Source organism: Ruminococcoides bili, from assembly GCF_040093295.1.
Classification (GTDB): Bacteria; Bacillota; Clostridia; order Oscillospirales; family Acutalibacteraceae; genus Ruminococcoides; species Ruminococcoides intestinale_A.
Genome location: NZ_JBBNJY010000037.1, coordinates 1 through 14,724, shown reverse-complemented (window position 1 = coordinate 14,724; position 14,724 = coordinate 1). Strand labels below are relative to the sequence as shown.

The following is a 14,724-nucleotide window of genomic DNA, read 5'->3' as shown; positions in this document are numbered from 1 at the left end:
CGCAATTTTTGAAAAAATTGAGTAAACTTTTTTTGTTTTTGGGAGGATAATTTAGCGTTAGCTAAATTTCAATGCCCAACCGACACTCCGCTAAACCATAATTTATCCCAACTTTTGATAAAGAACCTTTATAATCACTTAGCAAAGTAGTTTGCTAAAAAACTAAAGATAATCAATGTTTCACTCGTATAATCATAAAAAGCAAATGCACAACGATAAAAACCGTTGTGCATTTTTTAAGATAATGGAAGATTTAATTATTATTAAAATTAAAGATTTGTGTAACCTATAAGGCTTAAATCAACCTCTTTGGCAACATCTCTGCCTTCACGAATTGCCCATACTACAAGTGACTGTCCTCTGTGCATATCTCCGGCTGTAAATACATTTTTAACATTTGTTGCGTGGGAGCCTTCTGCGGTTGCCACATTTGTTCTTGCGTTTACTTCAACGCCAAATGCTTTTGTAACATAACTTTCCGAACCTAAGAAACCTGCCGCAATGAGTACAAGCTCAACATCAACAGTGTATTCCGAACCCTCGACTTCTTTCATCATAAGTCTGCCTGTCTTTTCGTCCTTTTCAGGCTTTAACTTAACAAGAACAGCACCCTTAAGGTTGCCCTTGTCATCGGAGATAAATTCTTTTACCGTTGTTTGATAAACTCTTGGGTCATGACCGAATACCTCAATAGCCTCTTCCTGACCGTAGTCTGTTTTACAAACTCTCGGCCACTGCGGCCACGGATTGTCGGCAGTACGCTTGTCGGGTAATTTTGGCATCATCTCAAGCTGGAGAACTGATTTAGCGCCGTGACGAATACTTGTTCCGACACAGTCGTTACCTGTATCACCACCGCCGATAACCATAACATTTTTACCTTTAGCGGAAATATAAGTGCCGTCCTTTAAGCCGTTGTCAAGCAATGCTTTAGTAGTTGATTTAAGAAAATCAACAGCAAAGTAAATGCCTTTAGCTTCTCTGCCTTTAACCTTAATATCTCTTGGGTTGGATGCGCCGCAGCAGAGTATAACTCTGTCGTATTCGTCAAGCAATTTTTTAGCTTTTACATCTTTGCCTACATTGACGCCTGTTTTAAATTCAACGCCCTCTTCTTTCATAATAGAAATTTTACGGTCGATAACTTCTTTTTCAAGTTTCATATTCGGAATACCGTACATAAGCAAACCGCCTACACGGTCGGAACGCTCGAATACAGTAACAGAGTGACCTCTCTGATTGAGCTGGTCAGCGGCGGCAAGTCCCGAAGGACCTGAGCCGATGATTGCAATTTTTTTACCTGTTCTTACCTTTGGAGGATTTGCCTCAGCAAGTCCCTGTTCGTAAGCATTTTCGATAATGCCGTACTCGTTTGCTCTTACGGTAACAGCGTCACCGTTAGCGCCGCAAGTGCAAGCCTTTTCGCAAAGGGCAGGGCAGACACGGGAGGTAAACTCCGGGAAGTTATTTGTAATTTTTAGTCTGTTATATGCCTGTTCCCAACAACCTTTGAAAATAAGGTCGTTCCATTCAGGGATAAGATTGTTAAGAGGACAGCCGGAGAATGCATTGCCAATCTGCATACCTGCCTGACAGAACGGAACACCGCACTCCATACATCTTGCACCCTGCTTTTCCTGATCCTTTTTGCTTAAAGGTGTGTGAAATTCATTATAGTTTTGTATTCTTTCTTTGACTGAAAATGCCTCGGCATCTTCACGATTATAATCCATAAAACCTGTTGGCTTTCCCATTATTGTGTGCCCTCCTTACTTATTGTTGATAATCTGATAGAATGCTTCAATTTGAGCCTGTTCACTGCTAAGACCTTTTTCTTCCATAGAAGCAATCGCAGACATCATTTCTTTGTAATCGTGAGGAACGATTTTCTTGAACTTTGGAAGATACTCGTCAAAGTTATCAAGAATTTCTTTACCCTTAGTTGAGCCTGTTGCGGCTGTGTGTTCCTCAATGAGGGATTTAAGCTCTATAATATCGTACTTTTCTTTAACTTCGGAGAAGAGTACCATTTCTTTGTTAAGCTTTGTATAAAGATCTCTATCCTCGTCAAGTACATAAGCTACACCGCCCGACATACCTGCGGCGAAGTTTTTACCTGTTTTACCTATAACTACAACTCTGCCGCCTGTCATATATTCACAGCCGTGGTCGCCTACACCCTCAACAACTGCTACGGCACCGGAATTTCTTACACAGAAACGCTCACCTGCAACACCGTTGATAAATGCCTTACCGCTTGTTGCGCCGTAGAAAGCAACATTACCGATGATGATATTATTTTCAGCCTTAAAGGTTGAACCCTTTGGAGGATATACAATAAGTTTACCGCCTGACAAACCTTTACCAAAGTAGTCGTTGCTGTCGCCGACAAGCTCAAGTGTAAGTCCCTTTGGAATGAAAGCACCAAAACTCTGTCCGCCAGAACCGTTACAGATAATCTTAAATGTATCGTCTTCAAGCTTATCGTCAAACGCTTTTGTGATTTCAGAACCGAGAATTGTACCGAATGAACGGTCAGTATTCTTAACATCAACGGTAATTGTTTTGCTCTTACCGTTTGCAAGAGATGACTTAAATTCTTTTAAGAGTACCTTTTCATCGAGAGTTGCGTCAAGCTTAAAGTCATAAAGATTCTTTTTCTTGTATTCAATCTTATTTGAAACAAAGTCGGTATTAAGAATATTTGAAAGGTCAACTTCGGCTGCCTGACCCTCGATACCGTCTTTTCTCTTGATAAGGTCAATTCTGCCGACAAGCTCATCAATAGTTTTAACACCGAGCTTTGACATATACTCTCTTAACTCCTGCGCAACAAAACGCATAAAGTTCATTACATATTCAGGCTTACCCATAAATCTCTTTCTGAGTTCAGGGTTCTGGGTAGCAACACCAAACGGGCAAGTATCAAGGTTACATACTCTCATCATAGCACAGCCGAGTGTTACGAGTGGGGCAGTGGCAAAACCGTATTCTTCAGCACCGAGAATTGCGGCAATCGCAACATCTCTGCCGTTCATAAGCTTACCGTCTGTTTCAATAACAACCTTGTTTCTAAGGTCATTCATAATAAGTGTCTGATGAGCTTCGGCAAGACCGAGTTCCCATGGAAGACCTGCATTATAGATTGAGCTTCTCGGAGCAGCACCTGTACCGCCGTCATAGCCTGAAATAAGGATAACGCCTGCGCCTGCTTTTGCAACACCTGCGGCAACTGTACCTACACCACATTCAGAAACAAGTTTTACGGAAATTCTTGCGTCTGTGTTAGCATTTTTAAGGTCATAAATAAGCTGTGCAAGATCTTCAATTGAATAAATATCGTGGTGAGGAGGAGGGGAGATAAGAGATACACCCGGTGTGGAGTGTCTTGTCTTTGCAATCCAAGGATAAACCTTTTTGCCCGGAAGATGTCCGCCCTCGCCCGGCTTAGCACCCTGTGCCATTTTAATCTGAATTTCATCGGCAGATGTGAGGTACTTTGAAGTTACACCGAATCTGCCCGACGCAACCTGCTTGATAGCGGAGCAACGGTTGTCGGCTGTGCCCTTTGTGAGAAGTCTTTCAAGGCTTTCGCCTCCCTCACCCGAGTTTGATTTGCCGTGTAATCTGTTCATTGCAATAGCAAGAGCCTCGTGTGCTTCCTGTGAAATTGAACCGTATGACATAGCGCCTGTTTTAAATCTGCGAACGATAGAATCAACGCTTTCAACTTCATCAATCGGAACAGGAGTTTCGGCATAGTTAAAATCGAAAAGTCCTCTGATATTAACAGGGTCCATTTCCTCTGAAATCATATGCGAATATTTCTTATAAAGCTCATAGTCGCCTGTTCTTGTTGACTGCTGGAGCATATAAATTGTCTGTGGGTTGTAGAGGTGTTCTTCCTTACCGCTTCTGAACTTATGACTGCCTCTTGATTCAAGCTCAGGATTTGTGCTGAGTCCGAGAGGGTCAAAAGCAGATGTGTGAAGCCTGTCAACATTCTTTTCGATATCTTTTAATGTGATACCGCCGATTCTGCTGACTGTACCTGTAAAGTAGTTATCAATAACATCCTTGCCGATACCGATAGCCTCAAAAATTTGTGAGCCATGGTATGACTGGATTGTTGAAATACCCATTTTAGATGCAATCTTAACTATGCCATGAAGAATAGCGTCATTGTAGTCATTAACAGCCGCATAGTAATCCTTGTCGAGAAGGTCATCTGCGATAAGCTCGTGGATAGTTTCCTGCGCAAGGTATGGGTTAATAGCACTTGCACCATAGCCAAGAAGTGTAGCAAAATGATGTACCTCTCGTGGCTCGCCGCTTTCAAGAATGATAGCGCATGATGTTCTTTTCTTGGTAACAACTAGGTGCTGGTGAACTGCCGAAACCGCAAGCAATGACGGAATAGCAAGGTGGTTTTCGTCAACGCCTCTGTCCGAGAGGATGATGATGTTTGCACCCTCGCTGAAAGCCTTGTCTGTTTCAATGAAAAGTCTGTTGATAGCCTTTTTAAGGCTTGTGTTTTTATAATAAAGAATCGGAACGGTGGCAACCTTAAAGCCGTTGATATGCATATTTTTGATTTTAAGAATATCCGTAGAAGTAAGAATTGGATTATGAATCTTAATTACCTTACAGTTTTCCGGCTTTTCTTCAAGAATGTTGCCGTCCTCGCCGATATAAATTGTTGTTGATGTTACAACTTCCTCACGAATTGCATCAATAGGTGGGTTTGTAACCTGTGCGAAAAGCTGCTTAAAGTAGTTGAAAAGCGGCTGCGGCTCTTTTGAAAGTACGGCAAGAGGACTGTCTGTACCCATTGCCGAAATCGGCTCGCTTGCATTTTTAGCCATAGGGAGGATAGATGTCATAACATCTTCATATGTATAGCCAAATGCTTTCTGGAGGCGCTGTCTTTCGTCATAAGAATGTTCCTCAACCTTTACATTAGGAATCTTGAGGTCTTTAAGACGAACAAGGTTGCTGTCAAGCCATTCGCCGTACGGCTGTTTTGATGCATAATATTCCTTAAGCTCGTCATCGTCGATAAGTTTGCCCTGTACAGTATCTACAAGGAGCATTTTACCGGGACGAAGTCTTTCCTTAGTGACAATCTTTGCGGGGTCAATAGGAAGTGCACCGACTTCTGATGAAAGAATAAGGTTGTTATCGTCTGTAATGTAGTATCTTGACGGACGAAGACCGTTTCTGTCAAGTACCGCACCCATAATATCACCGTCAGAGAAAAGAATTGATGCAGGACCGTCCCACGGTTCCATCATTGTAGCGTAGTACTGGTAAAAATCTTTCTTTTTCTGAGAAATTGTGTGGTTTCTGTCCCAAGGCTCAGGAATTGTAATCATAACGGCAAGAGGAAGCTCCATACCGCTCATTACCAAAAATTCAAGAGTGTTGTCGAGCATTGCGGAGTCCGAACCCTCAGTATTTACAACAGGGATAACCTTGTCGAGGTCGCCTTTGAGGTGCTCCGACTTCATTGTTTCTTCACGGGCAAGCATTTTGTCTGCGTTGCCTCTGATTGTATTGATTTCACCGTTGTGAACAATCATTCTGTTTGGATGCGCTCTCTGCCAGCTTGGGTTTGTATTGGTAGAGAATCTTGAGTGAACCATAGCGATTGCAGATTCATAATCAGGATCCTGCAAGTCTGTAAAGAATCTTCTTAACTCGCCTACAAGGAACATACCTTTATATACAATAGTTCTGCTTGAGAGAGAAACTACATATGTATCTTCGTTGCTCTGCTCAAATACTCGTCTTGCAACATAGAGCTTGCGGTCAAAAGGCAAGCCTTTCTTAACGCCTTTCGGACGCTTGATAAAGCACTGCATAATGTGAGGCATACATTCAACTGCTCTTTTGCCAAGCACATCAGGGTTAGACGGAACATTTCTCCAGCCGAGAATCTCAAGTCCCTCTTTTTCCGCAATAATTTCAAACATTTTTTTAGCCTGATTTCTTGCAAGCTCGTTTTGAGGGAAGAAGAACATACCTACAGCATAATCTCTCTCCGCAAGAAGCTTGATTCCGAGATCTCTCTGGGCTACTTTTTTGAAAAACTTGTGTGAAATCTGGAGCAAAATACCTACGCCGTCACCTGTTTTTCCTTCGGCGTCTTTACCTGCTCTGTGCTCAAGGGTTTCTACTATAGTAAGAGCATTTGCAACCGTATCGTGAGTTTTGATACCGTTAATGTTTACAACCGCACCTATACCGCAGTTGTCGTGCTCAAACTGAGGAGAGTAAAGTCCCTTAAAGTCTTGTCTGTTTGAGATTTGTTCCAATTTAATTCACCCTTTCCCGCTCAATTCTTCAACATTTGTTCTACACAGCATACTATATAATATAGTATAGTAAATGGAGTACGATAAATGGATTGAGCTGTTAAATACATTTTATATTTTTGCTAAAACATATTAATTATATGTAAAATGTATGCTTTGAAATATTCTGTCGCAAAACAGCACATTTGCAATAACTTTATTATATAGCCTGTTACTATAGTTGTCAATAGAAAAATGCAACTTTTTTATAACAAACTTTCATATTTTGTGAGAAACCCGACAAAAAATCAATAAACTAATGTTTAAAAGTAAAATAAGTGCAGGAAAATTACTTAAACTTGCAAAAGCTGAAATATTTTTTGAAAAAATTTTAAAAAAGCTATTGACAAATAACGCAAAAGGGTTTATACTACAGTCAATGACAAACAGCAAGGGCGCTGTGAGCCGAAAGGTTCGCAGTGCCTTTTTGTTTTCTAAAAAAATGATTTCATTAAAAACGGATAGGAGAGATTAAAATGGCAAAAGTTCCTGAATTATTTGGCAGTATGGTATTTAACGATCAAATGATGCTTGAGCGTCTTCCTAAGGCTACTTACAAGGCACTTAAGAAAACAATCCAGAATGGTGAGCCTCTCGACGAGAGCGTAGCTAATGTAGTTGCAAGCGCAATGAAAGATTGGGCTATCGAAAAGGGCTGCACACACTATACACACTGGTTCCAGCCAATGACAGGTATCACAGCAGAAAAGCATGACAGCTTTATCACACCGAACGGTGACGGTCAGGTTATCATGGAGTTTTCAGGTAAAGAGCTTGTAAAGGGCGAGCCTGATGCATCTTCTTTCCCAAGCGGCGGTATTCGTGCTACTTTTGAGGCAAGAGGTTATACAACTTGGGACCCGACTTCATATGCTTTTGCTAAGGACGGTACACTTTACATTCCTACAGCATTCTGTTCATACACAGGTGAGGTCCTCGATAAGAAAACACCTCTTCTTCGTTCAATGGAGAGAATCAGCACAGAGGCTTGCAAAGTTCTTAATCTTCTCGGCAAAACAGATGTTACGAGAGTTACAACAACAGTAGGTCCTGAGCAGGAATACTTCCTTATAGATAAAGATGTTTATGACCAGAGAAAAGACCTTATCTACACAGGCAGAACACTCTTTGGTGCAAAAGCTCCTAAAGGACAGGAACTTGACGACCATTACTTCGGCGCAATCAAGACAAGAGTTGCCGCTTTCATGGCAGACCTTGACAACGAGCTTTGGAAACTCGGTATCCTCGCTAAGACAAAGCACAATGAGGTTGCTCCTTCGCAGCACGAGCTTGCTCCTATTTTTACAACTACAAATATCGCAACCGACCACAACGAACTTACAATGGAAGTTATGAAGAAGATTGCTGAAAAGCACGGTCTTGTTTGCCTCCTTCACGAAAAGCCTTTTGCAGGTGTAAACGGTTCAGGTAAGCACAACAACTGGTCAATTTCTACTAATACAGGTGAAAATCTCCTTGATCCGGGTAAAACACCTGAAAACAATATTCAGTTCCAGCTCTTTCTTGCAGCTATCGTAAAGGCTGTTCACGAGTATCAGGATCTTTTAAGAATTTCTGTTGCATCGGCAGGCAACGATCACCGTCTTGGCGCTAACGAAGCACCGCCTGCAATCATTTCAATGTATCTTGGCGATGACCTCGGCGCATTGGTTGAATCAATCATCAATGGTACAGAGTATATAAGCAAGGGCAAGGTTAAGATGTCAACAGGTGTTGATGTTCTTCCTGACTTCAAGAAAGACACATCAGACCGTAACAGAACATCACCGTTTGCTTTCACAGGTAACAAGTTTGAGTTCAGAGCACTCGGTTCGGCTCTCAACATTGCTTGTCCTAACATAATGCTTAACACAATGGTTGCCGAGGAACTTTCAGAGTTCTATGATGAGTTGAAAGACGCATCCGATCTTGACGCAGCGGTTAAGGCTCTTATTAAAAAGACATTTACAGAGCATCAGGCAATTATCTTCAACGGCAACAACTATGCACCTGAATGGGTTGAAGAGGCAGAGAAGAGAGGTCTTCTTAACCTTAAATCACTTCCTGATGCAGTTGAGCATTACATTGATCAGAAGAATATTGACCTCTTTACAAAGAACAAGATTTATTCTGTAGATGAAATTCATGCAAGATATGAGATTGAGCTTGAAAACTATGCTAAGATTATCAATATCGAAGCACTTACAATGATTGATATGGCTAAAAAAGATATGATTCCTGCCGTTACTTCATATGTAAGAGAGCTTACAGATACAGCGCTTGCTAAGAAAGCTCTTTCAGACGCAATCCCAACATCAGTTGAGGAAGACCTCATTACAAGTCTTTCAAACAAACTTGTTTGCTTCAGCAAAAAGACAGCAGAACTTGAGAACGCTGTTATCGGCGCAAGCGAATATGAGGGCGATGTTCTTGCTTATGCTAAGTATTACAGAGAGAGCGTATTCTCGGTAATGACTGAACTTCGTGCAATCGGCGACGCTATGGAAACAGAAACAGCCGCTGATTACTGGCCATATCCTTCATACGGCGAAATGCTTTACGGTGTATGATCGATTGACTGATTTTTAAATTTTAAATTTGGTGACACAATGGCGTGTAACGAACAGACAAAAACTGTTTGGTACACGCCATTTTTGTTATTTAAAAAAAGGGGAGATCTATATGGCAGAAATGATTTTTGGCAGTACAGGCGTATGGTATATGATAGGCGCCTTGCTCGTATTCTTTATGCAATGTGGTTTTGCGATGGTAGAAACCGGTTTTACAAGAGCGAAAAACGCCGGTAATATCATTATGAAAAACCTGATGGACTTCTGTATCGGTACAGTAGTATTCAGTTTGCTTGGTTTTGGACTTATGATGTCGGAAAACTATATTGCAGGTTTCATCGGCGTTCCTAATCTTACAATGTTTACAGATTGGGCAAGCTTTGATTGGAACTCATTTGTATTCCAGCTTGTATTCTGTGCTACAGCCGCAACAATTGTTTCCGGTTCTATGGCAGAGCGTACAAAGTTCTCTGCATACTGTGTTTACAGTGCAGTAATTTCATTGGTTGTTTATCCTATCGAGGCAGGTTGGGTATGGAACGGCCAGGGTTGGCTTGCACAGCTCGGTTGTATTGACTTTGCAGGTTCAATCGTAATTCATATGGTTGGCGGTATCTCTGCTCTTGTAGGCGCAATCATCCTCGGACCTCGTATCGGTAAGTATGGCAAAAACGGTAAGGTAAACGCTATCCCGGGTCACAGCATCACACTCGGTGCTTTAGGTGTATTCATTCTTTGGTTTGCTTGGTACGGCTTTAACGGTGCTGCTGCAGAAGACGGTTCAAGACTCGGTCAGATCCTTCTTACAACAACAATCGCTCCGGCTGTTGCTACAGTAACATGTATGCTCTTTACTTGGATTAAGAACGGTAAGCCTGATGTTTCAATGTGTCTTAACGCTTCACTTGCAGGTCTTGTTGCAGTAACAGCAGGTTGTGCAGATGTTGATGCTATCGGTTCTGCAATCATCGGTATTGTTTCAGGTATCCTTGTAGTAGTTGCAGTAGAATTTGTTGATATTAAACTCAAGATAGATGACCCGGTTGGTGCATTCTCAGTACATGGCGTAAACGGTATGTGGGGCGGTCTTGCAGTAGGTCTTTTTGCAACAGGCAACGGTCAGGACGGTATCACAGGTCTTTTCTACGGCGGCGGTTTTGCACAGCTCGGTAAGCAGGCTCTTGGTATCCTTTGCGTAGCATCTTGGACAATCGTTTGTATGATTATCGTATTTACAATCATCAAAAAGACAATCGGTCTTCGTGTAACTAAGGAAGAAGAAATGAAGGGTCTTGATATTTGCGAGCACGGTCTTGTAAGCGCATATGCAGACTTTATGCCAATCGGTGTTGGTACAGCTTCACTTGACGAAACATTTGATGTTGAGGGCAATGTTCCTGTAACTAAGGCAGTTCCTGTTCAGCTTGCAGGCAAGTATGATATGGCTACCGACGGTACAAAGATTACTAAGATTGATATTCTCCTTAAGCAGTCAAAACTTGAGGCACTCAAGGAAGAAATGGATAAACTCGGTATTACAGGTATGACAGTATCACAGGTACTCGGTTGCGGCGCTCAAAAGGGTAAGGCAGAGTATTACCGTGGTGTTGCTATTGAAAGTAATCTCCTTCCTAAGATGAAGGTAGAAATCGTAGTTTGCAAAGTTCCTGTAAAGGCTGTTGTAGATGCCGCTGTAAAGGCACTCTATACAGGTCATATCGGTGACGGCAAGATCTTCATTTATGATGTTGAAGATGTTGTAAAAGTAAGAACCGGTGAAACAGGTTACGATGCAATGCAGGATATTGAGTAATCCTATTAAAATTACCTATCCTTTTTAATTCACATAAACCGAGAGGGTCGACACGAGAAATTGTGTCGGCCCTTTTGGCATAACGCACATCAAAACAGCACCGCTTTTTTGAGTTGCCCCCCAAAAGTCAGACTAAGAATCTAACGGTTTGGAGGTCACATCACTTTGTCGGTGCTGTAGTTTTATGTTTATAGATTTATAATATATCTCCGCCGATGGATTTTGAAAAGGCTTTATAAATGTCTTTGGCATTGTTTTCGCATAATATCCATAGCTTAATATAAGCAGAAATCGGAGTGACAGTAGGGAGTACCTGAATGCCTAATTTTGAATAAAGCTCTTTGCTTTCGTAAAAAAATCCTGTCTCACTGCCTGTTAAAAATACAGGAATGTTAAATTGTTTGGCTGTATTGCAGAATTTCTCCAAATCTTTGCTTGCGGTATTTACAGTTCCCGAATGATAGCTTTCCGTCAATACTGCTTTAATATTTTTATTAAGCTGCGGATAAGCCATTCCCACATACGGTGTAATTTTAAGTACAGGGGAAGTTGATTTGAAAACAGGCATATTCTCAAATTTTATTTCATCTTGCTTTTCTGTATAATTGATATTCTTAATAAAATTGCCGTTAATGATTTCACCGTAGTAAATATTATTAACGCTTTCGATTTTATCCGAATAAGCAAGGTGTTTTTGCAGGCGAGAGGCACGGTGAATTTTGGCATGCTCGCCGTTATTTTTGTATGCGACAAATACACCTTTATTATTGTCTGATTTAATGAAATCCACGGCAGCGGAAAAATTCTCGAGTCCGTTTGATTTTTCGCTCTCGAGCGGATAATTTGCAGACACAAGCACAATAGGAGTATTACACAAGCCGAACATATAAGAAAGCACAGCGGAAGTGTATTGCAGTGTATCTGTACCATGGGTAACAATGATGCCGTCATAATTATTTATATTTTCTTTGACGGAATTATAAAGTAAATTAAAATACTCGCCGTTTAAGTTTTCGCTAAGTACCGTGTAAGGAGAGATCGCATCGAATTCAGCATAACCTCCGTTTTGTTTGTACATTTCGATTAACTTGTAACGGGTGCTTGAATCGGGAGAAATTACACCGTCATTGTAGCAGCTGCCTATAGTTCCGCCTGTAAAAACAACTAAAATTTTCATACAGCACCTCCGATTATTTCTTTTTATATTGTACCATATTTATTCGGAAAAATCAGCCTTTGCTGAAAACAGACTTTTACTTAGCTTTCTTTCCTGTGAAGAGTAAATTCCCGATTTGCCCGACGCTATAAAACTTATCAGACTTGCAAATACAAAATAAGGCGCGGCTTCGGCACCGAAAAGCTCAATACCGAGCATAATTGTGGTAATCGGTGTGTTTGCGGCAGAACCGAACACGCAGATTAAGCCAATTGCCGCAAGAAAACTCGGTTCAATGCCGAATAAATTTGCATACCAGCCGCCGAATGACGCCCCTATGTCAAACAACGGAGTTACTTCACCGCCTTGAAATCCTGCTCCGAGTGTGAGCGCTGTCAAAATGAATTTTACGGGCATATCGTACCAATTTGCATTGCCCTCGAATGCGGTTGTTTGCTGCCAAGTGCTAAGTCCTTCATATTTGTTGAGATTTAATAAAATGATTAGCAATGTGACAACAACAGAGCCTGCCAATGCAGAGAGAACGGTATTTTTAAAAATTTTTGCGTATAATAATTTTAAATATTTGACCGCAAGAGCAAACAATTTTCCGAGAAGTCCGAAAAATACAGATGCGGAAACAAATATCAATATAAGTTTAAAATCAAAGTTAGGAACGCTTGCGATAGTATGTACTTCGTGTGTTGCGCCGAGCAAAAGCGTAACAGCATTTGCCAGATAAGATGATAAAAAGCATGGAATAACAGCGCTTGCTGAAAGCTGACCTATGCAGCAAACTTCCATACCGAAGAATGCACCTGCAAGCGGAGTGCCGAATACGGAGCCGAATGCCGAACTTAATCCGCTTAAAATGATAGTTTTTCTGTCCTTTTTTTTAAATCCAAACTTGTCGGCAACATTGCTTGTAAGAGTGCCGCCGATTTGAACGGCAGTGCCCTCTCTGCCTGCCGAGCCGCCCGAAAAGTGTGTCAGCAGTGTAAAGAAGAATGTAAGAACTGCAAGCCTTTTAGGTACTTTTACACCCTCGTTTGCACTCTGAATTATAAGATTGTTGCCTTTTGAGGACTCACCGCCGTATTTCTTATATACAAAAGCGGTAAGTATACCCGAAAGTGGCAAAAACCATATGCAATAAGGAAAAGACTCCCTGAATACGGACGATAATCCGAGCATTTTTAAAAACGCGAAAGAAATTACGCCCATAACAACGGCACAGCAAAGAGATGCCGTCAATACCTTGAAATCAACAAACTTTCTTTTCATAATTCACCTCAAAATTTTGTAATAAAAATGGCATAAAAAAAGCCAATGCCCCTGTATAAAACAGAAGTCATCAGCAAAAGCGGTTTCGGAAAAATCCGTGGGAGAACCTCATTCCCATACATATATTATGCATTTATGGATATAGTATATACTGTACCGACAAAAAATGCAAGAGCAAAAAATAAATTTAAAAAATTTAAAAATAGGTGTTGACAAATAGAGAAAGATGTTGTATTATAATTATGCAAAAGGTTAGTGACAACTAACTTAAAGCAAGAATCTTTCCATTATTGTAATTGTGCCTCTATAATTACAGAAATAAATGTAAATCAACGCCTGTAAGGGCGTTAATTATGAAATAATAGTTAGTTAAAGCTAACTAAAAGGAGTATTATGTCTGAAGAAATTTTAGTCCGCCACTGCTCACCGACATTGGCGAATATAAAAACAGGAAATTTGGTTAATTGCCGAATTGACAGCATATATAGGCTGAAAAAAGATATTATCTCCCTAAACTCTGTTCTCAACGCAAAAGGTGTGTCAATCCGTGTACTGTACTGTTCGTCCGAAAGAGCGTTGATTTATGTTTATCGTCCGGAAAAATTAAACGCAGATATGCAAAACGGCAAAAACAAAAAGTTTTTAAATTCAATAGGGTATAGAGGAACTACCAATGATGAGCTTATAAACGAGCTTTCGGCAAGAGTTTATTCTTGCGGCGGATTTCCTCACGAGATAGGATTGTTTTTAGGCTATCCGATTGACGATGTAATAAGTTTTATTGAAAATAAAGGAAAAAACTTTAAATGCTGCGGATGTTGGAAAGTATATCACGATGAAGATAATGCTAAAAAGACATTTGAAAAGTACAAAAAATGTACTAATATATACTGCAAAAAATATTTGCAGGGTTCGTCGCTTAAACGACTTACCGTATAAATTTACAAAGGAGTAATTAATTTATGAGTAAAATAGCAGTAGTGTTCTGGAGTGGAACAGGCAACACAGAGGCAATGGCTGACGCTGTTGCAGAGGGCGCAAAAGGCGCAGGCGCAGAGGTTTCTGTATTTAATGTAACAGATTTTTCTGCAGATAAAGTAGACGAATTTGACGCAATTGCATTTGGTTGCCCGGCAATGGGTGCCGAAACACTCGAGGACAGCGAGTTTGAGCCTGTTTTCAATGAATGTGAACCAAAGCTCAACGGTAAGAAAATTGCCCTCTTCGGCTCATACGGCTGGGGTGACGGCGAATGGATGAGAACATGGGAGGAAACCTGTAATTCGGCAGGCGCAGTTCTCACAGCAGAAAGTGTTATCTGCAATGATGCTCCCGATGACGAAGCCACGGCAAACTGTAATGCACTCGGTGCAGCACTTGCAGGCTGATAAATTAACCAATCCCTTATACATTTCATATTTTTTCTTAAAGACTGCCGCTTGTAATGAGCGGCAGTTTTTAATTGTAAAAAGTTTATTTAAAAGGGTAATTAGGGTTTAACAGAATACTTCGTCAGTCAATTATAAAAGTTTGGTCAACCTTTTC

At 40.8% G+C, this 14,724-nt stretch carries 8 protein-coding genes and 1 riboswitch; of the genes, 4 read left to right on the top strand and 4 right to left on the bottom strand.

What is annotated here, in order from left to right; genetic code table 11:
- Positions 1-269: 269 nt before the first annotated feature.
- Both AAAY30_RS09755 and gltB read right to left on the bottom strand, forming a co-directional pair.
- A complete protein-coding gene (locus tag AAAY30_RS09755) occupies positions 270-1,754 on the bottom strand; it encodes a glutamate synthase subunit beta (RefSeq protein WP_186935072.1) in 1,485 nt (494 codons plus the stop codon).
- Positions 1,755-1,769: 15 nt separating this feature from the next.
- Positions 1,770-6,317: a glutamate synthase large subunit gene (gene gltB, locus AAAY30_RS09750; protein ID WP_499215777.1), complete on the bottom strand. Its 4,548-nt coding sequence runs from the start codon at positions 6,315-6,317 to the stop codon at positions 1,770-1,772.
- A 515-nt stretch (positions 6,318-6,832) separates the two neighbouring features.
- Here gltB and AAAY30_RS09745 point away from each other — a divergent pair.
- Together AAAY30_RS09745 and AAAY30_RS09740 are read left to right on the top strand one after the other, a co-directional pair.
- Positions 6,833-8,926: a glutamine synthetase III family protein gene (locus tag AAAY30_RS09745; protein ID WP_022233938.1), complete on the top strand. Its 2,094-nt coding sequence runs from the start codon at positions 6,833-6,835 to the stop codon at positions 8,924-8,926.
- Positions 8,927-9,038: 112 nt separating this feature from the next.
- On the top strand, positions 9,039-10,739 hold the full coding sequence (locus AAAY30_RS09740) for an ammonium transporter (protein ID WP_022233937.1): 1,701 nt from the start codon (positions 9,039-9,041) through the stop codon (positions 10,737-10,739).
- 196 nt (positions 10,740-10,935) lie between these two features.
- On the opposite strand, the gene AAAY30_RS09735 is transcribed toward AAAY30_RS09740, so the two are convergent.
- Together AAAY30_RS09735 and AAAY30_RS09730 are read right to left on the bottom strand one after the other, a co-directional pair.
- The gene (locus AAAY30_RS09735; RefSeq protein ID WP_337781606.1) at positions 10,936-11,916 is read right to left on the bottom strand and encodes an asparaginase; all 981 of its coding nucleotides are present in this window, start codon (positions 11,914-11,916) and stop codon (positions 10,936-10,938) included.
- A gap of 39 nt (positions 11,917-11,955) precedes the next feature.
- Positions 11,956-13,179: a chloride channel protein gene (locus AAAY30_RS09730; RefSeq protein WP_337781605.1), complete on the bottom strand. Its 1,224-nt coding sequence runs from the start codon at positions 13,177-13,179 to the stop codon at positions 11,956-11,958.
- A gap of 54 nt (positions 13,180-13,233) precedes the next feature.
- Positions 13,234-13,304: riboswitch (Fluoride riboswitch) on the bottom strand.
- Positions 13,305-13,572: 268 nt separating this feature from the next.
- Here AAAY30_RS09730 and AAAY30_RS09725 point away from each other — a divergent pair.
- Positions 13,573-14,118 (top strand): DUF3793 family protein, encoded by a 546-nt coding sequence (locus AAAY30_RS09725; RefSeq protein WP_252559487.1) that lies wholly within the window; start codon positions 13,573-13,575, stop codon positions 14,116-14,118.
- Between the two features lie 23 nt (positions 14,119-14,141).
- The gene (locus AAAY30_RS09720; protein ID WP_177444060.1) at positions 14,142-14,567 is read left to right on the top strand and encodes a flavodoxin; all 426 of its coding nucleotides are present in this window, start codon (positions 14,142-14,144) and stop codon (positions 14,565-14,567) included.
- Positions 14,568-14,724: the final 157 nt, after the last annotated feature.